Raw genomic sequence first — 26,401 nt, 5'->3', positions numbered from 1 at the left:
CTCATTTGCAAGTAATGAGGTTTTTATTTGCCTACGCAACGACTGCCGGCGCCGGAAATTTGACGGAGAGTTACCCGAAATCGGAACGACGTCACAACCGAAGCTTTTCCGAAAGAGGTTTTTCGTTCTTATTCAATCAGTTGAGCCAGCCCGGTACGAAGGTCTTCGGCTCTTCGGGCAGGTCCATGTAACCGATATCAGCACCATCCCACTTGGCCAGCGACAGATATACGGTGTCGCCGCGCGGGCTCAGGCTGAATCCGTTGATCGCCGAGCGCCGGCTCTGGTCCAGGCACAGCACCGACGGCGGCAGTTCCGGGCTGGCGATCCGGCGCAACAGCGCCAGGCAGGTCGGCTGCTGGTCGAGGTAGCGCAATTCGCCGGTCTGGGTGGCCACGTCCCACAGCCGGTAGCGCTCGGCGACCGGTTCGCGGTCGTCGATGCGACGCACGCTGGCCGGGGTCAGCGCCAGGTCGGACTGCCACAGGCCGGTCTGGGTCTGGCGGGCGAACAGCAGCCGGTTGCGGGCGCCGTCGACCCGGACCTCGGACACGTCCTCGATCGCGCCGAGCAGCTTCCAAGGCGAGCGCCGGCGGTCGAACAGGTTCAGCCGCAGGCGGCCGTCGCCGACGCTGGCCAGGACCAGCAGCCGGTCCGGATCGGGCAGTTGCACCGCCTGGATCGGCTCGGTTCCCGGCACCGCCAGACGCGTCACCCGGCCGCTGGCCGGGACGATCTCGTGAATCACATTGCGGCCGTCGGCATCCGGCCCGACCACGGTGACCCGGGTGCTGTCGGCCGACCACGATGAGGCATAGCGCGTGCCCGGCTGCACGCCCGGCAGCATGCGCAGCGAGTCGGGCTGGTCGAGGTCGGCCCACCACAGATGGTTGCTGCCCGAGCGGTCGGAGAAGAACACGATCTGGCGACCGTCCGGCGCGACCATCGGCAGCATGTCGCGCGCCGACGACGGGAACAGCGGGTCGACCACGTGCACCGCGCCCTTGGAGGTGTCGCCGAGCACCACCCGGAACAGGCCGAAGTACGGCTTGCGCTGGACGAAGGCCGCGGCCGGCCGCGAGGCCGCGACCGCGGGCGCCTGGGCCGACTCGATGCCCAGGTCGCGGGCCTGGCCGGTTTCCAGGTCGAGGCGGAACATGCGGGTATCGCCGTCGATCATGCGGCCAAACAGGATGCTGCGGTTGTCCGGCAGCCAGTCCCAGCCGCGCACGTCGGCGCTCAGCTGGCTCATCCGCTCGGCGGTGCCGCCCTCGGCCGGCAAGCGCCAGAAATCGCCTTGCGGGTTGTTGCGCAGGAACACGATCCAGCGCCCGTCGGGCGAGAACCGCGGCGACAGATCGAGGTTGCCGGTGCCGGAGCGGTACGGCACCGCGCGCCATTCGCCGCTGGCCAGATCAAGCACGCGCATGCCGGCCATGCCCTGCGCGGTCAGCATGCTGCCGAAGATCAGGCCGCGCCCGTCGGGGGTCCATTCGAAGGTCGGCGGGCTGCGCGGGTCGCATTGGCCGATCTCGCGTTCGGCGCCGCCGTTGGCCGCGATCATCAGCACTTGGCAATCCACGCCGGGCTCGACCCGCAGGAACGCGATCGAGCGACCGTCCGGCGACCACGCCGGCGCGCTGTCCTCGGCCAGGCCGGTGGGACGGGTCAGCTGCCGCGGCGGGGTCTGGTCGGTGGTCTGGACCAGGATCGCGGTGCCGCGCTGGCCGTCGGGCACCGCCACGTAGGCGACCATGGCCGCGTCGGGCGACAAGGTCGGCGCCAGTTCGAAACCCGGCATCGACGTGATCAGGCGGTACGGCCGGGCGGTGCTGGCGACCCGGGTCGGGTCGACCGCCGGCTCGGCGGCATCGGACGCGCGCGGCGGACGCGCCAGCGACCACCAGACCAGGCCGCCGACCAGCACGATCACCGCCGCGATCACCCCGAACATCGAGCCCAGGGTGCCGCGCGACTGCGGCTGCAACGGCAGCGGCACAGGCGCGAGCGGCGCGGGCGCCGGGGTCGCCACGACCGCGGCCGCGAGCGCTTCGCTGTCGGCGGCCGAGGCGGCCTCGCTCTCGCGCGGCTCGCTCTCGCGCGGCGCGTTATCGCGGACCAGCCACTCGACCTGAGCCAGCAGCCGATACCCGTTCTTGGCGATGGTCTCGATGTAGCGCGGGTTGCCGCGGTCTTCGTCGAAGGCCTTGCGCAGTTGGGTGATGGCCTGGGTCACCACGTCGTCGGTCGGCAAGGTGTCCGGCCAGACCTCGGCCAGCAACGCATCGCGACTGACCACCCGGTCGGCGTGGTCGACCAGCACCAGCAGCACGCCCATGGTCTTGGGCGTGATCCGGCGCGGCCGCCGCGCGCCCGGCGCGCGAATCTCGCGCAACGGGATATCGACCACGCAATCGCCTACCCGCAGGTGTTCGGCGGGCAGAGGCGAGGTCGCTGGGTCGTGGATGCGGGGCATGAATCCTGTGGATGGTGCGCAATGGCGCGATGCCGGTCATGTGCCTGAACGCATAGGGCACATAAATGATTAACCGACAAATCCGGCACGGCGCGGTGGCGCGATCGGAAAAGCGCGCCGCGGCTCAGTGTTTTAGCCGCCCATTCTAACGCCCGCCGGCCGGGGCCGGATCGGTCGGAACGTCGCGGGGGCCGTTTCAGGCGCCAAAACGCCGAAACGTATCGTTCCAAAAGTCTGTGCCACAGGCGTGTTTATCCGTAACAAACCCGTGCATCGTTTCAGCGCCGTTCATGCCGCAGAATCGTCAGGCCGATCAGCCGCGACACCACCGCGGCGATATAACCGACCCCGGCGAACTGCTCGAACATGGTCAGCACCCGCGCCGCCGGGCTCATCGGCAGGATATCGCCCAGGCCGACCGCCGACAGGTTGGTGAAACTCAGGAACAGCAGCTCGATCCAGGTGCGCGGCTCGCCTGGCCGTTCGGCGCCGACGAAGCTGCCCGGATACCACGCCTGGCACACCAGGAACGCATAGGCGAAGCCCCAGGCCAACAGCGTGAACGTCGCCCCGGCCGCGAACAGCTCGTCGGCGGTGACCTTGTGGTCGCTCATCATGTAGCAGATCAAGGCCATGGCCGCATAGAAATACAGCGCCGCCTCCAGCGCCGACGACAGGATCAGCAGGCCCGGACTGGCGTAGATCACCGACAGGATCGACAGCGCGAACGCGGGGATCGCGATCAGCCACGCGATCCACTTGATCGCCGGGCTGCGGTTGACCACCCACACCGCCAGCGCGAGCACCAGCACGCCGAACGCGCCGAACACCACGCGCCCGCCGCCGACCGGATCGAACAGCGGATACGCCAGCATGCTCAGCAACTGCGCCGCGAGCAGGAACGCGGACGGATGCCTGCGCGCGATCACGCGCCATTTTAGGGTGGCGTATTGGGGCATGGGTTGAGGCGAGTAGTGAGTGGAGAGGAGTGAGGAGTGAGGAGTGAGTAGGAGCGGGGCAAGCATGCCTTGCTTCGGGCAATTTCTCACTCTTCGATTTTCTCCGCTGCGCGCCCTGCCCGGATTGCTTGCGGCGGGCCTGGTGACGGATAGAGGGCTAGGGTCGTCGCGTCCTGAAAAGCGAATCCCCCTCAATCCCCCTTTTACAAAGGGGGAAGACAAGCGGCTTCGCGGGTCGATCGATTGACGCTTGCAAACGAGGTGGCCGACTCAGCGCCATCGCGGTAACAGCATCATCGCCATAAACGCCCCATGCAGCCTGATGTCGTCGAAGCATCGTCGCCACCCGCTACCTGCGCCTCAAGTCGAAGCGCTTCCCTTTTTTGTAAAAGGGGGATCGAGGGGGATTCGCTTTTCGCCGCGCGAGCCGACGCAACCAACCATCACATTGCAGCCAATCAGCGCGCCGCCCCAAGGCAGCGCGCCGATCGCAACGACTCAAGCCCGCCGATAAACCTCGGCGCCCTGCGCCAAGAACTCCGCCGACTTCTCCGCCATGCCTTCGCTCAAGGCCGCGACCTCTTCCACACCGTGTTCCTTGGCGTAGTCGCGCACGTCCTGGGTGATCTTCATCGAGCAGAAGTGCGGGCCGCACATCGAGCAGAAGTGGGCGACCTTGTGCGCGTCCTTCGGCAGGGTTTCGTCGTGGTATTCGCGAGCGCGTTCCGGGTCCAGGCCCAGGTTGAACTGGTCTTCCCAGCGGAATTCGAAGCGCGCCTTGCTCATGGCGTTGTCTCGCGCCTGCGCGCCCGGATGGCCCTTGGCCAGATCGGCCGCGTGCGCGGCGATCTTGTACGCCATCAGGCCTTCGCGCACATCTTCCTTGTTCGGCAGACCCAGGTGCTCCTTCGGCGTCACGTAGCACAGCATCGCGGTGCCGAACCAGCCGATCATCGCCGCGCCGATCGCGCTGGTGATGTGGTCGTAGCCCGGCGCGATGTCGGTGGTCAGCGGCCCGAGGGTGTAGAACGGCGCTTCGCCGCAGACCTCGAGCTGCTTGTCCATGTTCTCCTTGATCAACTGCATCGGCACGTGGCCGGGGCCTTCGATCATCGTCTGCACATCGTGCTTCCAGGCGATCTTGGTCAGCTCGCCGAGGGTTTCCAGTTCACCGAACTGCGCCGCGTCGTTGGCATCGGCGATCGAACCCGGACGCAGGCCGTCGCCGAGCGAGAAGGCCACGTCGTAGGCCTTCATGATTTCGCAGATGTCTTCGAAATGGGTGTAGAGGAAATTTTCCTTGTGATGCGCCAGGCACCACTTGGCCAGGATCGAACCGCCGCGCGAAACGATGCCGGTCACGCGCTTGGCGGTCAGCGGCACGTAGCGCAGCAGCACGCCGGCGTGGATGGTGAAGTAATCCACGCCCTGCTCGGCCTGCTCGATCAAGGTGTCGCGGAAGATTTCCCAGGTCAGTTCCTCGGCGCGGCCGTCGACTTTTTCCAGCGCCTGATAGATCGGCACCGTGCCGATCGGCACCGGCGAATTGCGCAGGATCCATTCGCGGGTTTCGTGGATGTGCTTGCCGGTCGACAGGTCCATCACCGTGTCCGCGCCCCAGCGGATCGACCACACCAGCTTCTCGACTTCCTCGGCGATGCCCGAGGACACCGCCGAGTTGCCGATGTTCGCGTTGACCTTGGTCAGGAAGTTGCGGCCGATGATCATCGGCTCGCTTTCGGGGTGGTTGATGTTGTTCGGGATGATCGCGCGGCCGCGCGCGACTTCGTCGCGGACGAATTCGGGAGTGATGATCTTCTGGATGTTGGCGCCGAAGCTCTGGCCCGGATGCTGGGTGAGCAGGTGCGCTTCGCGGATCGACTCCAGCCGCTGGTTCTCGCGGATCGCGATGTATTCCATTTCCGGGGTGACGATGCCGCGGCGCGCGTAATGCATCTGGGTGACGTTGGCGCCGCCGATCGCACGGCGCGGCAGCGGCCGGTTGCCGAAGCGCACATGCGCCAGCTTGGGATCGTGCTCGCGCTTGCGGCCGAATTCCGACGACAGCCCGCTCAGCGCCTCGGTGTCGCCGCGTTCGGCGATCCAGGCCGCGCGCAACGGCGCCAGCCCGGCGACCAGATCGATGTTGGCGCCGGTCTGGGTGTAGATGCCCGAGGTGTCGTACACCGCCAGCGGCACGTTGTCTTCGCCGCCGAAGATGGTCGGCGTGCGCGCCAGTTCGATCTCGCGCATCGGCACCTGCAGATCCGGGCGCGAACCTTGCACGTGGATCTTGCGCGACCCGGGAATCGGACGGGTCACGTCGGCCGACAGTTTCTCGGCTTGCTGGATCAGGTCTTGCTTGCTCGAGGGCACCGCATTCATTGGCATTCGTCCTGGTAAAAACTCATGGCGTGGGCTCATGAGCGCGCTCTGGCGAGCAGGGACGAAGCGGGCGGCGCACGGCCACGGCAGGGCCGTGTCCGGCGAAGCTTCCCTACGGCGGTGTCAACCGCATCAGGTTCGAAGGGACTGTCTCAACCGCCGGCCGTGGGCCGCGGTACCCCCGCTTCAACGCACATTAGACATGGAAACGGGCGTGGGCGCCAATTCCGACGGGGATCGCGGCGGCGGGCGGCGACGAAGTCGCGAAATCTTTTGTGGGCGGGGCTTCAGCCCCGACGCCTTTCGTTCAGATCGCTGCGAGCCGACCGAACAGCTTCGGGGCAGAAGCTCCTCCCACAGACCTCGGCGGACACGGATTTGCCCGGCGCGGTCGCGCCCGGTTAGCGTGTGGCCATGACTACTCATTCAAGCCAGCACTCGCCCCGCCCCGTCACCGCAGGCCGCGCCTGCCTGGCGACGGCATTCGCAATCGCCTTGTCGGCCTGCGCCGCGCCCGCGGTCAAGCCAGCGCAAGCGATGCCGAACGCCGCCGACGCCGCGATGGCCGTGGCCGATCCGCTGCAACGTCTGCGCCGGCTGTGCGGCAAGGCCTTCGCCGGCCGCATCGTGACCGACACGCCCAAGAGCACCGACGACCCCTTCGCCGGCAAGCGCCTGGTCATGAATGTGCGCGAATGCGGCGGCGACGAGATCCGCGTGCCGTTCCATGTCGGCGACGATCGCTCGCGCACCTGGGTTTTCACCGAGCACGATGGCGAACTGCGCCTCAAGCACGACCACCGTCATGCCGACGGCAGCGACGATGCGTTGACGATGTACGGCGGCGACCAACGCGCGGGCACGTCGTACGTCCGTTACGAATTCCCCGCCGACGATTACAGCAAGGCGATGTTCCGCAAGCTCGGCCGCGAAGTCTCGATACCGAACGTATGGGCGATCGAGATCGACGATCAGCGCTTCGTCTACGAACTCGCGCGTCCCGGCCGACTGTTCCGGGTCGAATTCGATCTGACCCGGCCGGTGCCCGCGCCCCCGCCGCCGTGGGGCGACTGAGGACGCGGGCGATACGCGCCGACCTCAGTTCGGGCCGGGGTTGGTGTAATAGCCGTAGCAGTAGTTCTGACCGTTCTTGGTCAGGTAGAACCGGCTGCAGTTGGTGTCGTAGCTGCTGCCGGTCGCGGTGATGCGATAGCCCGACAGGTAGGTGCCGTTGAGGTGGTAGAAGCTGCCATTCTGCTTCAGCGACCAATGCTCGTGCGGACCGGTCGAGCTGCCGCCGTTGCACAGCGCCTGCGCCTGGGTGTTGGCCGGGTTGGCGATGGCGGTGTTCATCGACACGTTGGCGCCGGTGTTGTACTGGATGTTCATCAGGTGGTAGTAGGTCGTCGACCAGCCGCCGCTGTGCACGACTTCGGCGAAACACGAGGAGTGGCGCTTGAACGAACCCGCCGCCGACGCCGACACCCAGGTGCCGCTCTGGTTGCTGCCCCAGCCGCCGCCCTGCGACATGTCGAGCGAGGACATCGGGTAATTGCCCGAGCCGGTGTTGGTATGCGCGCCGCCGACGTGCCAGCGCGCGCCGCGCGGGAACGGGAACTGCAGCAGGCCGTTGGGCGACAGCGGCTGCACGTCCGGTCCGGCCTTGGCGAAGCGGTCGGACGTCGGCCGGGCCTGGCGCGGCTCGTTGAACAAACGGCCGTACACCAGCTGGAATTCGCCGTCGCCACGCAGCGCGGCCGCCGGCTCGTTGTCGCCGGAACGTTCGAACAGCGCCTGCAGCGGGTTGGCGCGGGCCAATGTCACCGGCCCCTTGGCGCCTTCGGGATCGCGCTCGTACAACGACTCGCGCAGCGCCAGCGCGACTTCGCGGGTCTGCGCGCCGAAGCCGTCGGCGCGGGCCAGCTTGCCGAACGGACGGTTCGTCGCGCGCTTGGCGCTGATCGCGCCGCTTTGCTGCTCCATCAACGCGATCAGCACTTTCGGGCTGATGCCGCTGTAGCCGGCCCAATGCGAAATCTCTTCCGAATGCTTGCGCAGATGCGGCGCGTGCTTGGCCAGGTAAGTGTCGGTGTCGAAGTCGAACATCTCGTCGTAGGAATAGACCAGATCCTCGCCCGACAACCCGCCGCCGCGTTCCGCCGCTGCCGCCCCGCCGCAGATCGCGATCAACACGCAACCCGCCAACAGCGTCATTCTTGCTGCCGAAATCGCCTTCATTGCCTTGCTCCCGATGATTGAATGAGCGAGCGTCGCGCGCCGCTCCGAATCGTCGTCGGTCGGTGTCGCGTGATGGGTCGATCGTTCGCATCCGTCGCTCATTGGTGATGCGAGCAGCGAAAACTCTGCGGGCCGGGGCATGCCGTGTCGCGCGACGCAGGTCCGTTCCTATGGTTTCAAGTGAGACTGTTTCTCCAGTTCTGACATTCAGCTTCCACATTCGCCGAGGGATGGAATGGGCGATGGCACCGGTGCACGCTGAACTGAATTGATAAACCACATAAATTCAGTATGAAATTCACTGTTTGCGTATTCGTCGTGTCGGTTTTCGGCGGATGCGCAGATCGCAGCGGACCCGCGCCTCGGCGCCGTCATCGCACGGCACCGCGGGTTCGCGCGGCATAATCCGCCGCTCGCGCGCCGCCCGCGCGGTATTCCCCTGCACTCCAACGGATCGGATCGCCATGAAATCGCTGTCTCGCCTCGCCCTTCCCCTGTCGCTGCTGTTGCTGTCGCCGCTCGCACACGCCGCCGATTTCGTGCTGGAAAGCATCGATATCCACGAAGGCGACCGCATCAGCATCCGCCACGCCTACCCCGAGCTGGGCTGCAAGGGCGGCAACCTCGCGCCGATGCTGATGTGGCGCAATCCGCCGGCCGGCACGCGCAGTTTCGCGGTCACCGTCCAGGACCTCGACGCGCCCGGCGGCAACGGCGCGTGGAACTGGATCGTGGTCAATCTTCCGGCCGGAACCACCGAGTTGAAGGAAGGCGCCGCCGGTCTGCCGCCCGGCGCGGTGCAGACCCGCAACGACTACGGCCGTCCCGGTTACGGCGGGCCGTGCTCGCTGCCGGGCAAGACCCATCGCTATGAATTCACGGTCTGGGCGCTCAAGAGCGACAAACTCAAGATCGACGCGAAAGCTAATGCCGCGCTGGCCGCTTTCATGATCAAGAGCGATGCGCTGGGGCAGGCGAAGATCACGGCGACTTACAGTCGTTGAGAGAGTGGGCGGTGAGGCCGCATGCATGCAGTGGTCGTGCATGCGGCGGCTGAGTTGGTTGGTTTCGTCGTCAGTGAAATATCGCGGTCGCGGCTTACGCCGCTCCTACAGTTGCTCCCTGTAGGAGCGGCGTAAGCCGCGACCGCGATACTGCGACTACCGCGCAGCGCACAAGTAGTGCGCACAAACCACCACATCGCGCGGCCAGGCCGCGCAACGCCCCGATCCGCCGACCGCCGGCCGAACCCGCCGCCCGCCACATTCCTCTCGATTGCCCCTTGACGCGCCGCACAACGGCGGGTTATTGCTAGCCCATGCACCCCGCCTTCGCCATCGACCGCAACGCCTCGACCCAGCCCACCGGCTGGGGTTCGCGCGTAGCGTCGATGTCGATTACCACCACCGGTACCGGTACCACTCCCACAGGGGTGCGGACGGGCGTGTCCAGCTAACAGACCACGCCGCTCCGCACCCGACCAGGGTGCGGGCCGCTGGCCTCACCCGAGTCGGGACGCGGAGCTCCACCAGGAGCTTTCCATGTCGTCCGCACCGCACCAAGCCGCTTTCGATGCCCAGCCCGACGTGGTCGAGGCAGAACCGTCCGAAGCCCGGCCAGATCTTTCCGCCGCCCTGACGCCCGCCGCCGCGGCGGTCGCCCCGTTCGCCTCCACCTCCGCGTTGGCGCCCGCTCGCCACACCCACAAGTTCGGCGGCAGCAGCCTGGCCGATGCCGATCGTTATCGGGTCGCGGTCGGCCTGCTCGACGACGGCTCGCCGCATCGCATCGCCGTGGTCTCGGCGATGCAGGGCGTGACCGACGCCCTGGTCGCGCTGGTCGCGGCCGCGCGCGACGGCCAGGACTGGGCGCCGGCCTGGGCCGCGTTGCGCCGCCGTCATCTGGACACCGCCGATTCGCTCGACCCGCATCGCCGTCACGCCACCCGCGCTGTGCTGGAAACCGAATTCGACGCCTTGCGTGGCGCGCTGGAACGGGTCGCCGCGCAGGCCGACGATCAGTTCGCCGCCGCCCTGCCCGGCCTGGGCGAAGTGCTGTCCTCGCATCTGATGCTGGCCGCGGTCGGCGGTGAAGCGGCCGGCTGGACCCGGCTGGACGCACGCGAGGTATTGGTCGTGCATCCCGGCGAAATGGGCGTGGGCGTCGACTGGGCGCTGAGCCGCGAACGCCTGGACGCGTGGCGCAAACAGCATGCCGGCCGCAACGTGGTGATCACCGGCTTCGTCGCCCGCGACAGCCACGGCCGCGACACCACCCTGGGCCGCAACGGCAGCGATTACTCCGCGGCGATCTTCGCCAAGCTGTTCGACGCCGACGCGCTGACCATCTGGACCGACGTCGACGGCGTGCTGTCGGCCGATCCGCGACTGGTGCCCGACGCGGTCTGCCTGCCGTCGATGTCGTACGCCGAAGCCTGCGAACTGGCCTATTTCGGCGCCAAGGTGCTGCATCCGCAGACGCTCGCGCCGGTACAGCAGCGCGGCATTCCGCTGCGCATCCGCAACACCCGCAACCCGCATTCGCCGGGCACGCTGATCAGCCTGCACTCTCAGGCCGACGGCGCGCCGGTCAAGGGGCTAAGTCTGGTTCACGACCTCGCGGTGCTTGAGTTGGTCGGTAACGGCATGGTCGGCGTGCCCGGCACCGCCGAGCGTCTGTTCGGCGCGCTGCGCGGCGCCGGCGTGTCGGTGACGATGATCTCGCAAGGCTCGTCCGAGCATTCGATCTGCTGCGCGGTGCGCGCCGATCAGGCCGAACGCGGACGCGCCGCGATCCTGGCCGCGTTTGCCGACGCGATGGCCGACGGGCAGGCGCAGGACGTCACCATCACCCCCGACATCTGCGTGCTCGCCGCGGTCGGTGACGGCATGGTCGGTCTGCCCGGCGTCGCCGCGCAGTTGTTCGACGGTCTGGCCAAGGCGCGCATCAACCTGCGCGCGATCGCCCAGGGCGCGGGCGAACGCAATATCTCGGTGGCGATCGGCGCGCGCGACGCGACCCGCGCGCTGCGCGCCGCGCACTCGGCGTTCTGGCTGTCGCCGCAATGCATTTCGCTCGGTCTGATCGGGCCGGGCAAGGTCGGGCGCGCGTTGCTCGCGCAACTGGCCGCGGCGCAGCCGCGTTTCCAGCGCGATTCGCGCCTCGACCTGCGCCTGCGCGCGCTCGCCGACAGCCGCCGCATGCATCTGGCGCCGCGCGCGATGGCGTTCGACGAAGCCGGCGAACACTTCGCCGCCGAGGCCGAAACGCTGGACCTGCAACGCTTCGCCGAACACGTCCGCGCCGAGCACATCCCGCATGCGTTGATCGTCGATTGCAGCGGCAGCGACGCGGTCGCCGCGTATTACCCGCAGTGGATCGCCGCCGGCATCCACATCGTCACTCCGAGCAAGCACGCCGGCGCCGGCCCGCTGGAACGCTACGAAGCGATCCGCGAAGCCTCGCGCAACGGCGGCCAGTTCCGCTACGAAGCCACGGTCGGCGCCGGCCTGCCGATCATCCAGACCTTGCGCTCGCTGCTCGACACCGGCGACGAGCTGACCGAAGTCGAAGGCATTCTGTCGGGCACGTTGGCGTGGCTGTTCAACCGCTACGACGGCCAGACCGCGTTTTCCGAACTGGTGCGCGAGGCGCATTCGCTGGGCTACACCGAACCCGATCCGCGCGACGATCTGTCCGGCACCGACGTCGCGCGCAAGCTGGTGATCCTGGCGCGCGAGGCCGGGCGTTCGCTCTCGCTGGACCAGATCGAGGTCGAAAGCCTGGTGCCCGCCTCGCTGCGCGACGTGTCGAAGGACGAATTCTTCGAGCGCCTGCACGAACTCGACGCGCCGCTGCAGCAACGCTTCGACGCCGCGCGCGCGGCCGGGCTGAGCCTGCGTTATCTGGCCCGGCTCGATCGCGACGGCCGCGCCAGCGTCGGCGTGGTTTCGCCGCCGCCGGGACATGCCTCCTTGCACGGCGCGCTGACCGATAATCTGATCCAGTTCCGCACCCGCCGTTACGCGGATAATCCGCTGGTGGTGCAGGGCCCCGGCGCGGGCCCGGATGTCACCGCCGCCGGCGTGTTCGGCGACCTGTTGACGATCGCGCAAACCCTCGGAGCCCGTGCATGAGCGCTGCGTCGCCCGCTTCTCCCGCCCGATCAGACGCCGATGCCGACGGCGCGCAGCAGGCGCGCGCATTCGCGCCCGGCAGCGTCGGCAATATCGGGGTCGGCTTCGATGTGCTTGGTCATTCGATCGACGGGCCGCGCGATGTCGCCACGGTGCGGCGCATCGAAGAACCCGTGGTGCGCATCCGCGCGATCCGCGGCGATGTGCCCGGCGCCGATTCGCTGCCGCTGGAGCCCGAACGCAATACCGCGGGCCAAGCGCTCATCAGCCTGCGCGCCAAGCTCGGGCTTGCGCATGGGTTCGAACTGGAACTCGACAAGGGCATTCCGCTGGGTTCGGGGCTTGGCGGTTCGGCCGCTTCGTGCGTCGCGGCCCTGGTCGCGGCGAATGCCTTGCTCGCCAAGCCGCTGTCGCGCGATGCGCTGTACGAATTCGCGCTCGACGGCGAATCGGTGTCCAGCGGCAGCCGCCACGGCGACAACGTCGCGCCGATGCTGCTCGGTGGCGTGGTGATGGCGACCTCGACCCGGATGATTCCGCTGTCGGTGCCCGACTGGTTGTACGCGGTGGTGGTGCATCCCGATCAGGTCCTGGAAACGCGCCGCGCGCGCGCCGTGCTCAGCGACCCGTATCCGCTGTCGCTGGTGGTCAAGCAAAGCGCGCACCTGGCCTTGTTCCTGACCGGGCTGCAGCGCGGCGATACCCAGTTGCTGCGCGAAGGCCTGGTCGACCTGCTGGTCGAACCGCGCCGCGCGCCGTTGATCCCCGGATTCGCCGCGGTCAAGGCCGCCGCGCTCGATCACGCCGCGCTCGGCGCGAGCATCTCCGGCGCCGGCCCGAGCTGCTTCGCCTGGTTCGCCTCGAAAGCGCAGGCCAGCGTCGCCGCGCCGGCGATGCGCGCCGCGTTCGCCGACGCCGGTTTCGATTCGCGCGCTTATGTCACGGCGGTGAGCGGGCCGCGCGCGGATGTGATCGGTTGATGGGACGCGGTGGCTTGGGGGAAAAGCAAATCCCCCCTAGCCCCCCTTTTTCAAAGGGGGGAACCGCTCTGCGCGTATCTGGAGTTGCTCAACGACCTGAGGCCGTGCTCCTCGTCGTAAGCACATCTGCGCGCGACCGACTCATCACATTCCCACATATCGAGTGCCTCTTCGAAAAACGGCGGCCAGGTGAACTTGGGCTTTAGCTCACTCCTCACTCCTCACTCCTCTTTCCTCATTCCTCATTCGCCTCCAACCCCACCCAACGCCGCCGCCTCCCCCAGAGACCCACCATGAACTTCCTCAGCACCCGCGAACGAACGCCGCCCACCGCCATCGACGCGGCGCTGTCGGCCGGCCTCGCGCCGGACGGCGGCCTGTACGTGCCCGAGCGATTCGCGCCATTGGCGCAGCCGCTCGACACCGATACCCTCGCCGACACCGCGCACGCCGTGCTCGCGCCCTACTTCGAACACTCCGCGCTTGAACCGGACCTCGCCGAGATCTGCGCGCGCGCCTATTCGTTCGACGCACCGCTGCGCCCGCTCGCGCGCGCCGACGATTGGTTGCTGGAGCTGTTCCACGGCCCCACCGCCGCGTTCAAGGACTATGCCGCGCGCTTCCTGGCCGAAGCGCTGGCCGGATTGAAGGCACCGTCCGAAGCACCCACCACCATTCTGGTCGCCACTTCCGGCGACACCGGCGCCGCGGTCGCCGCCGCGTTCCATCGACGCCCCGGCTTCAACGTGGTCATTCTCTACCCCGACGGCCGGGTCTCGCCGCGGCAGGCGCACGGCCTGGGCTGCTGGGGCGACAACGTGCGCGCGCTGCGCGTCGACGGCGATTTCGACGCCTGCCAACGCCTCGCCAAGCAGGCTTTGTCGGACGAAGACCTGCGCGCGCAGCGCCCGCTGAGTTCGGCCAACAGCATCAGCCTGGGCCGTCTGCTGCCGCAGGCGGCTTACTACGCGCACGCGGCATCGCGTCATTACGCGCAACGCGGCGAACCGCTCAACTTCATCGTGCCGACCGGCAACCTGGGCAACGCCTGCGCCGCGTTCGTGGCCAAGCGCATGGGCCTGCCGATCGGCGAGATCCGCCTGGCGACCAACGCCAACGACACCTTGCCGCGTTATTTCGGTGGCGACGACTACGCCGCCCAGCCGACCCGCGCCACCCTCGCCAACGCGATGGACGTCGGCGCGCCGAGCAACTTCGAACGCCTGCGCCACTGGCATTGCGACGACGCGCAACTGCGCGCGGCGATCCAGGCTGAAGGCGTCGACGACGCGACCATCGTTGACACCATTCGCGCCGCGCCGCAACGCCATGGCATCGTGCCCTGCCCGCACACCGCGACCGGCCTGCATGTGCTGGAAACGCTGCGCGCACAGGGCGATGAACGCCCGTGGGCGGTGGTCGCCACCGCGCATCCGGCCAAGTTCGACAGCATCGTCGAGCCGTTGGTGGGGCATGCGGTCGAACCGCCGCCGGCGTTGGCCGAATCGCTGGCACGGCCGGCCTCGGCCGAACCGCTGCGCGCGAACTACGCGGCCTTGCGCGCGCGGTTGCTGGCCTGAGCTGTTGCCGGCCGGTCCTGAAGCGACCGGCCCGGAGCCGATGCCCGGACCCGTCATCGCGATCCGATCGCGGCGCCGGCCTTGCTCACTGCGTCGTGCAGGTCAGATCGAAGTTCACCGACTCACCGTTGGCCAAGGCGCCGAGCGCGACACCCGCGCCCTGCAGCGCCGCCACGGTCACCGATCCCGGACACGCCGTGCCCGCGCACGTCACCGCGGTGCAATCGAGGCCGGGCGAGGCCGGATCGCGCACCAGCGCGCCGGTCACCGCGTCGGGACCGTGATTGGTCACGACGACTCGATAGACCATGGCGGTTTCGCGCGTCACCACGTCGCCCGCCTGATCCGTCGCGCCCGCGGCCGGCGTGTTGGTCTTGGTGATGGACAGATCGGACAAGGGGTTGCGGGTATTGGCGAAGGTGCAGGTGAAGTCGTCGCCGGCCGCCGGTACCAGCTCGAACGTCGCGGCGGCGCCGGACGGCCCCGCGCTGCCGGCCGCGTTGGCGTTGGTGCATGCGTAGCTGATCGCATAGTTGCCGAGATCGGCGCCCGCCGTCGCCGTTTCCGACAGCGTGTAACTCGTGCCGGCGACGGCTGGATCGACCACCGCCTGGCCCGCCGCGACGTCGCCGCTGCCGGCGGTGGTGAACGTCGCCGCCCCCGTGCCCGGCGGCGCGATGCTCAGGACGAACTGGTCGGCGGCGGCGAAACGTCCGTTCGGCAGGCGCTTGCCCAGGCGTACGATCGGCGAGCGGCCATTGCGGAAGGTGCAGGTCAGCGACGCGCCGGCAGCGGTGGCCGCGCCCGGAATGGTCAGCGTGCCGCCAACGAGACTGGTGCCGGCCACCGGCGCATTGGCGGCATCCACGCACTCGGCCGAATTCAGCACCCAGCCCGGCGGGATCGTTTCGGCGATCGTGACGGCCGCGCCGGGCGTTACCACCGCGCTGCCTTGCGCGCCCGCCGCGCCGGCGTCGGCGTCGTGCAAGGCCGCGGTGCCGCTCGCGCTGGTGGCGATGGCGGCGGCGGCCTGGGTGCCGGCGGCGAGCAGATCGGTATCGGCATTGCCGAAGGCGAAGTTGAAGCTGCCGACGGCGCCGTCGCTGATCTTCGCCAGCCGCACCTGCGATTGCCCGGTGATGACGAAATCCGGGGTGGTGGTGGTCTGGGTGCTGCAGGTCGGCGCGCTGCTGAGCCAGTTGTTGCTCGAACTCGAGGCGCCGGGATTGACGATCTGGAAGCGGAACGATTCGCGCGGCTCGATCAGCGCATCGGTAAGGGCATCGACATCGATGCTGATGCCGTCGGGCGGATTGCTCGCGCCGGCGGCGCCCGGCGCGACCCCGCCGTCGAATTCCGCGCCGGCCGGAATCGTGATCAACCAGATGTCGCTGCCGGCGGCATGGCTCATGGTGGCGCCCGCGCCGACGGTGAGGATGAAATCGCTGTCCAGCGCCGCCGCGTCGCCGTTGGCCGCAGCGATGCGCTGCAGCGCGATCACCGTGCCGCCGGGCTGCGAGGTGCCGTTGAGGCGAATGAAGATATCGCCGAGGTCCTGTCCTTCGGCTTGCGCGCCCAACGACGCCGAGCCGCCGAGATCGACCAGCGGACGCAGGCTGATGCTGACGCTGTCGAGCAGGTTGCCGGCGCTGATGTTGCCGGACGAGGTCGCGATGGCCTCGAAGCCCAGGCGCAGGATGCCCGACACGCCCGCGCCGACCGTCGCGCTGCCGGTGCGGATGGCCCAGCTGCTGCCGGTGACGCTGGAAGTGGTGATGGTCTGGACCAGGCCGTTGGCCTGATTCTTGATCCGCAACGCCGCGCTGTCGGGATTGTTTCCGCTGCCGGCGAGCACGCGGCGACGGTGAGCGAAGCGATAGCTCAAGACATCGTCGGCGACCAGGCAGACATTCTGGTAAATCATCGAACCCACGAACGCGTTCAGTTCGACGAAGTTGGTCCCGCTATTGGCCGCGACCGGGCCGGTCAGGTCCGGGTTGACGTTGGACCCCCAGGTTTCGACCGGATGACAGACTCCGACGGCTCCGAAGGCCGCGCTGCACTGCCCCGGCTGGGCCTGGTGCGAGGTGAACCAGGGATTGGATGCGTTCACGCCGCCGTCGAAGGTGGCGCCGAAACCGAAATCGGTGTCCATCATCACCACCGACGCGTTCGGTACACCGAACTCCAGGTCGCCGTTGACGATCACGCGCGAACCGGACTGGGCGAACACGCCCGGGCAGAACCCCGCCAGCAGCGCCCAGCCGAGCAACACCCAGGCATGACGGCGAATCGCCCGTCGCAACCTCGACCGTCGCGGCGACGGCGCCCCCAAACGCCCGTTCATCGAGCCGTGCATCTGCGTTTCCCCCTGATGGCGCATCCGGCAGGTGCGGGCATCCAGGTCGAAGCGCGCGACACCGGGGGGCTCGACCCCGCTGCTTCGTTCTTGAATCGAATGCCGCGTCCCTGTGCGATCCGGCTGCTCCGGTTAAAAGGAGGACACGATCTCATATTGGAGAAATATTTCAATTCAGGACGGCGCTATCCGATCGAACCCGGTCGGCGGCAGCGCTGCCGTCCGCAGCCACGCGGCATGCGCACGCCCTCGATCCGCGCCCAGGCGGAGGCGCAGGCCACAGTTCGCGATGGTTTTTCCAGAAACTGTTGACAAGCCGCAAACGGGCATGCTCTTCTCGACCCCATGACGCAGCGCAACAACCACTCGCAGACGACTTCGCTCCAGGCTCCGGCCTCGAACGACGCCGCGCGCGTCGCGCTTCGCTCCGCGCCCTTGATCGCCACGATTATTCTCGTCCTCGTACTTATTACCGGGCTTACCAGCGCGGGAGTCGGGTTCGTGTAGAAAACCACACAACCCAAGGTCGAAAGAACCTGAACCCCGCGCCCAAAAGGCGCGGGGTTTTTCGTTTTACGGCCCTGGGTTCCTGAAAACACCGCACGCGGACGTGCGGGCACTGCGAAGGATTCGCAGCAAAGGAATCGCCGTTCGTGAGAAGCAACGCCATCAAGCAAGGCCCGGCCCGAGCCCCCGCGCGCGCGATGCTGCGCGCCACCGGTCTCGACGACGCGGCCATCGCCAGACCGCTGGTCGCCGTCGTCCACACCTGGACCGACGTGTCGCCGTGCAACATCACCCTGCGCGATCTGGCCCAGCACGTGCGTCGCGGCGTCGTCGACGGCGGCGGCACGCCGATCGAGTTCAACACCATCGCCGTCACCGACGGCATCGCGATGGGCACCGACGGCATGCGCGCCTCGCTGGCCTCGCGCGAAACCATCGCCGATTCGATCGAACTGGCGGTGTCCGGCCACTGCCTTGACGCGATGGTGCTGCTGGTCGGCTGCGACAAGACCATCCCGGCCGCGGCGATGGCGGCGGCGCGCCTGGATATCCCGACCGTGATCCTCTACGGCGGCACGATCATGCCGGGCCATTGCCCGTCGAAAAAAGGCGCCAGCGACGACAAGCCGCTGACCGTGCAGGACGTGTTCGAAGCGGTCGGCGCGCATTCGGCCGGACGCATCGACGACCGCGAACTGCATCGCATCGAATCGCATGCCTGCCCCGGCGCCGGCGCCTGCGGCGGCCAGTTCACCGCCAACACCATGGCGATGGTGCTGACCTTCCTGGGCCTGTCGCCGCTGGGCTACAACGACATCCCCGCGATCCACGACGACAAGCCCGAAGCCGCGCGCCTGTGCGGCGAACTGGTCATGCAGCAACTGCGTAACGGCGGTCCCACGCCGCGCACGCTGCTGACCCCGCATGCGCTGCGCAACGCCGCGCGCGCGGTCTCGGCCACCGCCGGCTCGACCAACGCCGCGCTGCATCTGCTGGCGATCGCGCACGAAGCCGGCGTCGCCTTCGACCTGGAAGAATTCGAAGCCGCCGCGCACACGCCGGTGATCGCCGACCTGAAACCCGGCGGACGCTACACCGCCGCGGAAATGTTCGAATTCGGCGGCGCGGCGCTGGTGGCGCGCGAACTGAAGACGGCCGGTCTGATCGAGGATATTCCGACGGTCACCGGCCGTTCCTTTTTCGCCGAACTGTCCGAAGCGGTGATGGCCGACGAGCAGGACGTCGTGCGTCCGGTCAGCGATCCGATCAAGCCGCGCGGCGGCTACTCGATCATCTACGGCAACCTCGCGCCGGAAGGCTGCATCCTCAAGCTGGCCGGTCACGGCCGCGAACATTTCGAAGGCCCGGCGCGGGTGTTCGATTCGGAAGAAGCCGCGTTCGCCGCGGTGCAGGCGCGGCAGATCCAGGCCGGCGACATCGTGGTGATCCGCTTCGAAGGCCCGACCGGCGGCCCGGGCATGCGCGAGATGTTGGCGGTGACCGCGGCCTTGGTCGGGCAAGGTCTGAGCAACGACGTGGCCTTGATCACCGACGGCCGCTTCAGCGGCGCGACGCATGGCTTCATGGTCGGCCACATCTCGCCCGAAGCCGCGCACGGCGGCCCGATCGCGCGTCTGCGCGAAGGCGACCGGGTCAGCATCGACGTGAAGACGCGCAAGTTGGAAGTCGCCGCCGATCTGTCCACGCGCGAACCCGCGCGCATCGCGCCGCGCGTGACCACCGGCGTGCTGGCCAAGTACGCACGAATCGTCGGCTCGGCGTCGCAAGGCGCGGTCACCGCGCCCGGCCCGCTGCAATCGCCGACGACGAAAAAAATCGAAGCAACGCTTATCGAACGCCCCGCTCCCGAACCCGCCTGAAACAAAAACTCACTCCTCACTCCTCTCCACTCGTTCCTCCCCTTCCCGAGATCACAGACATGACCGCAACCACCCACCGTCCCAAGATCGCCGTCGTCGGCTACGGCAGCCAAGGCCGCGCGCACGCGCTCAACCTTCGCGATTCCGGTTTCGACGTCACCGTCGGCCTGCGCCCGGGCGGCCCGACCGAACTCAAGGCCAAGGCCGACGGCTTCACCGTCAAGACCCCGGCCGAAGCCGTCGCCGAAGCCGAACTGGTCGCGGTGCTGACGCCCGACATGGTCCAGCCGCAGCTGTACCGCGACGTGATCGAACCCAACATCAAGCAAGGCGCCTGCCTGCTGTTCGCGCACGGCTTCAACGTGCATTACGGCCAGATCACCCCGCGCGCGGATCTCGACGTGGTACTCGTCGCGCCGAAGGGCCCGGGCGCGCTGGTGCGTCGCGAATACGAAATCGGCCGCGGCGTGCCGAGCGTCTACGCCGTGCATCAGGACCAGACCGGCCGCGCGGAAGAGTTCGCCCTGACCTACTGCGGCGGCATCGGCGGCGCGCGCCAGAACGCGATCAAGACCACGTTCAAGGAAGAAACCGAAACCGATCTGTTCGGCGAACAGGCGGTGCTGTGCGGCGGCGCGACCAAGCTGGTCCAGGCCGGTTGGGAAACCCTGGTCGAAGCCGGTTATCAGCCGGAAGTCGCCTATTACGAATGCCTGCACGAACTGAAGCTGATCGTCGATCTGTTCTACGAAGGCGGCGTCACCCGCATGCACGAGTTCATCAGCGAGACCGCGCAGTACGGCGCGCTGACCCGCGGCACCTACATCGTCGACGATCACACCAAGGCGCAGATGCGCAAAGTGCTGACCGAAATCCAGGACGGCACCTTCGCCAAGCAGTGGATCGCCGAGTACGCCGCCGGCAACGCCAACTACAAGGCGCTCAAGCAGGGCGACCTGGAGCATCCGATCGAAGCGGTCGGCAAGAAGCTGCGCGCCAACATGAAGTGGCTGGACAACGCGCCGAAAACACCGGCGGCCGCGCAGGCCGCTCCCGCCGCCGCACAGGGCGAACGACAAGAAGAGGCTGCGTGATGAACGGTGCCCGCTGGCTGGTGCAAGCACTGGCCGCAGAAGGGGTGGACGTGTTGTTCGGTTATCCGGGCGGCACGATCATGCCTTTCTACGATGCCCTGCACGGGTCGGACCTGAAACACATCCTGGTCCGTCACGAGCAAGGCGCGGCTTTCGCGGCGAACGGCTACGCCCGTGCCAGCGGGCGAGTCGGCGTGTGCGTAGCCACTTCCGGTCCCGGCGCGTCCAACCTGGTCACCGGTATCGCCGACGCGATGCTGGACTCGGTGCCGATGGTGGCGATCACCGGGCAAGTCGCGACCTCGCTGATGGGCACCGACGCGTTCCAGGAACTGGACGTGTTCGGCATGACCATGCCGATCGTCAAGCACAGCTTCCTCGCGCGCAGCGTCGATGAGTTGCCGCGCATCGTCGCCGAAGCCTTTCGTCTGGCGCGTTCGGGCCGTCCCGGCCCGGTGCTGATCGATCTGCCGAAGGACGTGCAGAACCAGGATGCCTCGCATCTGGCCGCGCACATGCCGCTGCCGACCGATCCGGTGCCGACCGCGCCGGACGCGGCCTATCACGAAGCCGCGGCCTTGATCGCACATGCGAAGAAGCCGCTGATCTACGGCGGCGGCGGCATTTCGCTGGGCGATGCGGTCGAATCGTTCCGCGCCTTCGTCGAGGGCAGCCAGATCCCGTCGGTGCTGACCTTGAAGGGACTGGGCGCGCTGCCGGCCGAGCACGCCCTGAACCTGGGCATGCTCGGCATGCACGGCAACCGCGCGGCGAATCTGTCGGTGCAGGAATGCGATCTGCTGATCGTGGTCGGCGCGCGTTTCGACGATCGCGCCACCGGCAAGCTGGCCGAGTTCGCGCCGAACGCGCGCGTGGTCCACATGGACCTGGACGCCTGCGAGATCGGCAAGCTGCGTTATGCCGATGCCGCGGTGCAGGGCGACCTGCGCCGTTCGCTGGACGCCCTGACCCCGCCGGTGACCGCGCAACTGCAGGCCCGCAACGGCGGCGCGCGCCGCGCCTGGCGCGACACCTGCCTGCAGCGCAAGCGCGATTGCGCGCCGCGTTACGACGCGCCCGGCGAAACCGTGTACGCGCCGGCGCTGCTGCGTCGTCTGTCGGAACTGGCGCCGGACGCCATCGTCTCGTGCGATGTCGGCCAGCACCAGATGTGGGTCGCGCAGCACTGGCAGTTCAACCACCCGCGCAAGCATCTGACCAGCGGCGCGCTGGGCGCGATGGGCTTCGGCGTTCCCGCCGCGCTGGGTGCGCAGTTGGAAAGCCCCGACGCGCAGGTCATCTGCGTCAGCGGCGACGGCTCGTTCCTGATGAACGTGCAGGAGTTGGCGACGATCGCGCGCTACCGCCTGCCGGTGAAGATCGTGCTGCTCGACAACCAGGCCCTGGGCATGGTCCGGCAGTGGCAGGAGCTGTTCTTCGAACGCCGCTATTCCGAAGTCGATCTGTCCGACAACCCGGACTTCTGCGCATTGGCCGCCGCGTTCGGGGTCAAGGCGATGTATGTCGACCGCGCCGATTCGGTCGAGGAAGCGCTGCACTACATGCTGCACACGCCCGGTCCAGTGCTGCTGCACGTCGCCATCGATCAGGCCGCCAACGTCTGGCCGCTGGTTCCGCCGAATCACAACAACGCGCAGATGCTCGACCCGGAAGCGGGCGACGCCGACGCGATCACCAGCCTCACCCCGCCCACCACCGCCGAAAAGGAGGACGCCCATGCGATACCAGCTTGAACTGACCCTGCGCCAGGCCGAAGGCGCGCTGGCTCGCGTACTGGGCGCCGCCGAACGCCGCGGTTTCCGTCCCCTGTCGGTGGACGGCGAAGCGCAACCCGACGGCGATCGCTGGCATCTGCGCATGACGGTGGAAGGCGATCGCGCCGACACCGCGCTGCAGAGCCAGCTCGCCAAGCTTTACGACTGTCTTGCCGTTGAGGTCTCGCCATGCACCTGAGTACTGAAATTCTCGAACAACCGGCGGCGACGCCAACTCAGCATGCCGGCCTGGCGGCTGCGGCGGTGCGGGAGCGCAGTTATGCGCCGGCGCGTAGCGATCGCGGTGAAACATCCGAGAATCATGATTCGACCGCGTCTGGACGTTCTAAGTCCTACGATCGTGGTGAAGTCCCGCTGGCGGTTGATCTTCCACTGGTGTGGTTCGACGGAAACTTCATCGCCGGCGACGCGCCCGAAGCCCCGCTCACCACCCACGCCATGCACTACGGCACCGCGGTGTTCGAAGGCATCCGCAGCTACGCCACCGCCGACGGCGGCGCGGCGGTGTTCCGTCTGCCCGAGCACATGCAGCGCATGCGCAAGGGCGCGGACATGTTCGGCATCGAATTCGATATCGAACGCGCGACCCAGGCCACGCTCGCCACCTTGCGCGCCAACGGCCACCGCGACGCCTACATCCGTCCGTTGACCTGGATGGGCACCGGCACCATCGGCCTGGACGTCGATCCGCTGACCCAGCACCTGATGATCGCGACCCTGGCCAAGGTCGTGCACCTGGGCGGCGCGCGCACCCGCCTGACCGTGTCGCCGTGGAAGCGCAACCCGGCCACCTCGATGCCGCCGCTCAAGCTCAGCGGCGCCTACGTCAATTCGATCCTGGCCAAGCGCGAAGCCAAGCAACGCGGCTTCGACGAAGCGCTGTTCACCGACGACAAGGGTTATGTCGTCGAATGCACCGGCGCCAACGTGTTCATGGTCAAGAACTCGGTGATCACCTCGGTCGATCATCGCGACGCGCTGCCCGGCATCACCCGCGACACCATGATCGAACTGTCCGGCGCGCAGTCGCGCGAAGTGACCTTGCACGAGTTGCTGGATGCGGACGAAGTGTTCGTCTGCGGCACCGCCGCCGAAGCCACCGCGATCGCGGTGCTGGACCGCCGCGAATTCGGCGACAACCCGGTCACCCGCGAACTGGCCGCGCTGTATGCACGCGTGGTGCGCGGACAGGAAAGCCGCTACGCCTCCTGGCTGACCCCGGTCTGATGGACTGCGACGTAGCCAGCCTGGCCCAGATCAGCGCCGCCGACTTGTTGGCGGCGCAGGCGCGGCTGCGCCGCTACCTGGACCCCACGCCGCTGCACCACGCCGAGCGGTTCGGTTGCTGGTTGAAACTGGAAAACCTGCAGCGCACCGGTTCGTACAAGGTGCGCGGCGCGCTCAACGCACTGTTGGCCGGACGCGAACGCGGCGATCACCGCACGGTGATCGCCGCCTCGGCCGGCAACCATGCGCAAGGCCTGGCCTGGGCGGCGTACCGGCTGGGCGTCAACGCGATCACGGTGATGCCGCGCTGCGCGCCGCAGACCAAGATCGCCGGCGTCGCCCACTGGGGCGCGACCGTGCGCCTGCATGGCGACACCTACGACGAAGCCAAGGCCTTCGCGATCGAACTGGCCGATCAACACGATTACCGACTGCTGTCGGCGTTCGACGATCCCGATGTGATCGCCGGACAAGGCACGGTCGCGCTGGAACTGGCCTCGTTCGCGCCCGACGTGATGCTGGTGCCGATCGGCGGCGGCGGTCTGGCCGCCGGCGTGGCGATCGCATTGAAGTCGGAACTGCTGTCGGGTTCGGCCGCGGCCAAGCGCGTGCGGGTGATCGGCGCGCAAGTAGAAGGCGTCGACTCGATGGCGCGCGCCCTGCGCGGCGACCACCGCCTGATCGAACCGGCCGCGACCTTGGCCGACGGCGTGCGGGTGAAAGACCCCGGCCGCCTGACCGAGCGCGTGCTGAGCAGCTTGCTGGACGACGTGGTGATCGTGCGCGAAGCCGAGCTGCGCGAAACCCTGGTCCGCCTGGCCCTGGAAGAACACATCATCGCCGAAGGCGCCGGCGCGCTGGCGCTGGCCGCCGGCCGGCGCATCGCCGGCAAGCGCAAATGCGCGGTGGTCTCCGGCGGCAATCTCGATGCCGGCGTGCTCGCGCGGCTGCTGTCGGAAGTGCGCCCGCGCGCGCCGCGCCGTCCGCGCCGCCGCACCCGCGAAGCGCTCGGCCGCGACACCGCCGTCGAGGCGGACATTTATCAGCTCGCCAATCTTTCCTTCGACTCCGCGGCCAAACCGGCGCGGAGCCACGCAGCAAGCCCTTCCCCGCAGCATTCAGACGCAACAGAGGAACTGCCCGCATGAACGATCCGTCCGGCCCGGTAAGCCCCATTACCGACGCCCAGCCCCACGTCACGATCTTCGACACCAGCCTGCGCGACGGCGAACAGTCGCCGGGCTGCAGCATGAGCGCCACGCAGAAGCTCCGCTTCGCGCATGCCCTCAGCGAACTCGGCGTGGACGTGATCGAAGCCGGATTCCCCGCCAGTTCCGAAGCCGACCTCGAAGGCACCCGCGCAATCGTGCGCGAAGTGCGCGGCTCCACCCTCGCCACCCTGGCGCGCTGCCACCCGGGCGACATCGAAGCCTGCGCGCGCGCGCTCGAAGGCGCGGCCAAGCCGCGCATCCACGTGTTCATCTCGACCAGCCCGCTGCATCGTCAGCACAAGTTGAATCTGGACAAGCAGCAGGTGCTCGAGCGCGCGGTCGCGGCGGTCGAACAGGCGCGCAAGTACGTCGACGATGTCGAATTCTCGGCCGAAGACGCACTGCGCACCGAGCACGATTACTTGGCCGAGATCTGCAGCGCCGCGGTCGCCGCCGGCGCGCGCACCCTCAACATTCCCGATACGGTCGGCTACACCACCCCGAGCGAGATCCGCGCGCTGTTCGAATACCTGCGCGCCAACGTCCGCGATGCCGACCAGGCCGTGTTCAGCGCCCACTGCCACAACGACCTGGGCCTGGCGGTGGCCAACAGCCTGGCCGCGATCGAAGGCGGCGCGCGCCAGGTCGAATGCACCGTCAACGGCATCGGCGAGCGCGCCGGCAATTGCGCGCTGGAAGAACTGGTGATGGCGCTGCGCGTACGCAACGCCTACTACGGCGTCGGCACCCGCATCGACACACGCCGGCTGGTACCGACCTCGCGTCTGCTGTCGCGCATCACCGGCATGGTGGTCCAGCGCAACAAGGCGATCGTCGGCCAGAACGCGTTCGCGCACGAGTCGGGTATTCATCAGCACGGCATGCTCAAGCATCGCGGCACCTACGAAATCATGCATCCGGAAACCGTCGGCTGGGCGCAGTCGCAGATGGTGATGGGCCGCCACAGCGGCCGCGCGGCATTGAGCGATCGTCTGCAGACCCTGGGTTTCACTCTCGACGAAGCGCGCTTGAACGCGGTGTTCGCCGCGTTCAAGACCTTGGCCGAGAAGAAGCGCGAAGTGTTCGACGCCGACCTGGAAGCGCTGGTGCTCGGCGCCGACGCCAAGGCCGCGCGTGGCTATCGCCTGATGCGTGCCCACGTCAGCACCGGTGTGTCCGACGGCAGCCTGCCGACCGCGAGCGTGCAACTGGTCGACCCCGAGGGCGCGACGGTCAGCGAAGCCGCGGTCGGCGACGGCCCGGTGCACGCGCTGTTCGCCGCCTTGGCGCGCGCGACCGGCGTGGCGCTGCGCATCGACAGCTACAACGTGTCCAGCGTGACCACCGGCGACGATGCGCAGGGGCAGGCCAGCGTGACCGCGCGCGTGGACGGCGTGGAACTGACCGGTTCGGGCACCAGCACCGACATCATCGAGGCCAGTGCGCTGGCCTGGCTGGAGTTGGCGAATCGGATGCATCGGACGAAGCAGGCGCCGCAGCAACGACTAGCCGCAACCGCCTAAGCCCCTCTCCCGCATGCGGGAGAGGGGTTGGGTGAGGGCACGAAGTCGCC

At 68.0% G+C, this 26,401-nt stretch carries 18 protein-coding genes, 1 pseudogene and 1 riboswitch; of the genes and pseudogenes, 14 read left to right on the top strand and 5 right to left on the bottom strand.

Translation table 11 applies throughout. From position 1 onward, the window contains the following. Positions 1–136: 136 nt before the first annotated feature. From AC3A4T_RS05290 to thiC, 3 genes are all read right to left on the bottom strand, one after another. On the bottom strand, positions 137–2,476 hold the full coding sequence (locus AC3A4T_RS05290) for a winged helix-turn-helix domain-containing protein (RefSeq protein ID WP_487674424.1): 2,340 nt from the start codon (positions 2,474–2,476) through the stop codon (positions 137–139). 278 nt (positions 2,477–2,754) lie between these two features. Then, the gene (locus AC3A4T_RS05285) at positions 2,755–3,435 is read right to left on the bottom strand and encodes an ion channel (RefSeq protein WP_487674423.1); all 681 of its coding nucleotides are present in this window, start codon (positions 3,433–3,435) and stop codon (positions 2,755–2,757) included. A gap of 498 nt (positions 3,436–3,933) precedes the next feature. Further along, complete coding sequence (thiC, locus tag AC3A4T_RS05280; RefSeq protein ID WP_056116362.1) at positions 3,934–5,820, bottom strand: phosphomethylpyrimidine synthase ThiC; 1,887 nt, start codon at positions 5,818–5,820, stop codon at positions 3,934–3,936. A 91-nt stretch (positions 5,821–5,911) separates the two neighbouring features. Beyond that, a riboswitch (TPP riboswitch) is annotated at positions 5,912–6,013 on the bottom strand. Between the two features lie 82 nt (positions 6,014–6,095). Here thiC and AC3A4T_RS05275 point away from each other — a divergent pair. Beyond that, positions 6,096–6,167, top strand: a pseudogene (locus tag AC3A4T_RS05275) (DUF6053 domain-containing protein); the annotation flags it as partial. 67 nt (positions 6,168–6,234) lie between these two features. Beyond that, positions 6,235–6,894, top strand: a complete 660-nt coding sequence (locus tag AC3A4T_RS05270) for a hypothetical protein (RefSeq protein ID WP_487674422.1) — start codon at positions 6,235–6,237, stop codon at positions 6,892–6,894. A 24-nt stretch (positions 6,895–6,918) separates the two neighbouring features. On the opposite strand, the gene AC3A4T_RS05265 is transcribed toward AC3A4T_RS05270, so the two are convergent. After that, on the bottom strand, positions 6,919–8,034 hold the full coding sequence (locus AC3A4T_RS05265) for a M23 family metallopeptidase (RefSeq protein ID WP_487674421.1): 1,116 nt from the start codon (positions 8,032–8,034) through the stop codon (positions 6,919–6,921). 488 nt (positions 8,035–8,522) lie between these two features. On the opposite strand from AC3A4T_RS05265, the gene AC3A4T_RS05260 reads away from it, so the two are divergent. The 4 genes from AC3A4T_RS05260 to thrC all read left to right on the top strand — a co-directional run bounded on the left by AC3A4T_RS05260 (position 8,523) and on the right by thrC (position 14,754). Next, positions 8,523–9,062, top strand: coding sequence for a YbhB/YbcL family Raf kinase inhibitor-like protein (locus AC3A4T_RS05260; protein ID WP_487674420.1), 540 nt, complete (start codon positions 8,523–8,525; stop codon positions 9,060–9,062). A 537-nt stretch (positions 9,063–9,599) separates the two neighbouring features. After that, the gene (gene thrA / locus AC3A4T_RS05255; protein ID WP_487674419.1) at positions 9,600–12,194 is read left to right on the top strand and encodes a bifunctional aspartate kinase/homoserine dehydrogenase I; all 2,595 of its coding nucleotides are present in this window, start codon (positions 9,600–9,602) and stop codon (positions 12,192–12,194) included. Beyond that, complete coding sequence (locus tag AC3A4T_RS05250) at positions 12,191–13,174, top strand: homoserine kinase (RefSeq protein WP_487674418.1); 984 nt, start codon at positions 12,191–12,193, stop codon at positions 13,172–13,174. The genes thrA and AC3A4T_RS05250 overlap by 4 nt, the downstream gene beginning before the upstream one ends. Positions 13,175–13,467: 293 nt before the next feature. Beyond that, positions 13,468–14,754 (top strand): threonine synthase, encoded by a 1,287-nt coding sequence (gene thrC, locus AC3A4T_RS05245; protein WP_487674417.1) that lies wholly within the window; start codon positions 13,468–13,470, stop codon positions 14,752–14,754. 85 nt (positions 14,755–14,839) lie between these two features. On the opposite strand, the gene AC3A4T_RS05240 is transcribed toward thrC, so the two are convergent. Beyond that, entirely contained in the window at positions 14,840–17,059 is a 2,220-nt protein-coding gene (locus tag AC3A4T_RS05240; RefSeq protein ID WP_487674416.1) for a prealbumin-like fold domain-containing protein, read from the bottom strand. Between the two features lie 48 nt (positions 17,060–17,107). Here AC3A4T_RS05240 and AC3A4T_RS05235 point away from each other — a divergent pair, with 48 nt between their 5' ends. From AC3A4T_RS05235 to AC3A4T_RS05200, 8 genes are all read left to right on the top strand, one after another. Next, positions 17,108–17,425 (top strand): hypothetical protein, encoded by a 318-nt coding sequence (locus AC3A4T_RS05235; RefSeq protein WP_487674415.1) that lies wholly within the window; start codon positions 17,108–17,110, stop codon positions 17,423–17,425. 341 nt (positions 17,426–17,766) lie between these two features. Further along, positions 17,767–19,500, top strand: a complete 1,734-nt coding sequence (gene ilvD, locus AC3A4T_RS05230) for a dihydroxy-acid dehydratase (protein WP_487674414.1) — start codon at positions 17,767–17,769, stop codon at positions 19,498–19,500. A 59-nt stretch (positions 19,501–19,559) separates the two neighbouring features. Further along, positions 19,560–20,594: a ketol-acid reductoisomerase gene (gene ilvC / locus AC3A4T_RS05225; RefSeq protein ID WP_487674413.1), complete on the top strand. Its 1,035-nt coding sequence runs from the start codon at positions 19,560–19,562 to the stop codon at positions 20,592–20,594. Continuing rightward, the gene (gene ilvG / locus AC3A4T_RS05220) at positions 20,594–22,348 is read left to right on the top strand and encodes an acetolactate synthase 2 catalytic subunit (protein WP_487674412.1); all 1,755 of its coding nucleotides are present in this window, start codon (positions 20,594–20,596) and stop codon (positions 22,346–22,348) included. The genes ilvC and ilvG overlap by 1 nt, the downstream gene beginning before the upstream one ends. Next, a complete protein-coding gene (locus AC3A4T_RS05215; protein ID WP_056116339.1) occupies positions 22,332–22,568 on the top strand; it encodes an ACT domain-containing protein in 237 nt (78 codons plus the stop codon). The genes ilvG and AC3A4T_RS05215 overlap by 17 nt, the downstream gene beginning before the upstream one ends. A 197-nt stretch (positions 22,569–22,765) precedes the next feature. After that, the gene (locus AC3A4T_RS05210; RefSeq protein ID WP_487674461.1) at positions 22,766–23,617 is read left to right on the top strand and encodes an aminotransferase class IV; all 852 of its coding nucleotides are present in this window, start codon (positions 22,766–22,768) and stop codon (positions 23,615–23,617) included. After that, the gene (locus AC3A4T_RS05205) at positions 23,518–24,765 is read left to right on the top strand and encodes a threonine dehydratase (protein WP_487674460.1); all 1,248 of its coding nucleotides are present in this window, start codon (positions 23,518–23,520) and stop codon (positions 24,763–24,765) included. The genes AC3A4T_RS05210 and AC3A4T_RS05205 overlap by 100 nt, the downstream gene beginning before the upstream one ends. Continuing rightward, a complete protein-coding gene (locus AC3A4T_RS05200; RefSeq protein ID WP_487674411.1) occupies positions 24,762–26,351 on the top strand; it encodes a 2-isopropylmalate synthase in 1,590 nt (529 codons plus the stop codon). Before AC3A4T_RS05205 ends, AC3A4T_RS05200 begins: the two co-directional genes overlap by 4 nt. The last annotated feature ends 50 nt before the right edge of the window (positions 26,352–26,401 follow it).

This window comes from Lysobacter sp. Soil_N_51 (genome assembly GCF_057655755.1).
The sequence above is the reverse complement of the archived record's forward strand: the minus strand, read 5'-3'. Positions and strand labels throughout refer to the sequence as shown.

Coding starts and splice junctions, on each gene's coding strand:
- AC3A4T_RS05290 (WP_487674424.1), bottom strand. CDS start 2,476: ATGCCCCGCATCCACGACCCAGCGACCTCGCCTCTGCCCGCCGAACAC.
- AC3A4T_RS05285 (WP_487674423.1), bottom strand. CDS start 3,435: ATGCCCCAATACGCCACCCTAAAATGGCGCGTGATCGCGCGCAGGCAT.
- thiC (WP_056116362.1), bottom strand. CDS start 5,820: ATGAATGCGGTGCCCTCGAGCAAGCAAGACCTGATCCAGCAAGCCGAG.
- AC3A4T_RS05270 (WP_487674422.1), top strand. CDS start 6,235: ATGACTACTCATTCAAGCCAGCACTCGCCCCGCCCCGTCACCGCAGGC.
- AC3A4T_RS05265 (WP_487674421.1), bottom strand. CDS start 8,034: ATGACGCTGTTGGCGGGTTGCGTGTTGATCGCGATCTGCGGCGGGGCG.
- AC3A4T_RS05260 (WP_487674420.1), top strand. CDS start 8,523: ATGAAATCGCTGTCTCGCCTCGCCCTTCCCCTGTCGCTGCTGTTGCTG.
- thrA (WP_487674419.1), top strand. CDS start 9,600: ATGTCGTCCGCACCGCACCAAGCCGCTTTCGATGCCCAGCCCGACGTG.
- AC3A4T_RS05250 (WP_487674418.1), top strand. CDS start 12,191: ATGAGCGCTGCGTCGCCCGCTTCTCCCGCCCGATCAGACGCCGATGCC.
- thrC (WP_487674417.1), top strand. CDS start 13,468: ATGAACTTCCTCAGCACCCGCGAACGAACGCCGCCCACCGCCATCGAC.
- ilvC (WP_487674413.1), top strand. CDS start 19,560: ATGACCGCAACCACCCACCGTCCCAAGATCGCCGTCGTCGGCTACGGC.
- ilvG (WP_487674412.1), top strand. CDS start 20,594: ATGAACGGTGCCCGCTGGCTGGTGCAAGCACTGGCCGCAGAAGGGGTG.
- AC3A4T_RS05215 (WP_056116339.1), top strand. CDS start 22,332: ATGCGATACCAGCTTGAACTGACCCTGCGCCAGGCCGAAGGCGCGCTG.
- AC3A4T_RS05200 (WP_487674411.1), top strand. CDS start 24,762: ATGAACGATCCGTCCGGCCCGGTAAGCCCCATTACCGACGCCCAGCCC.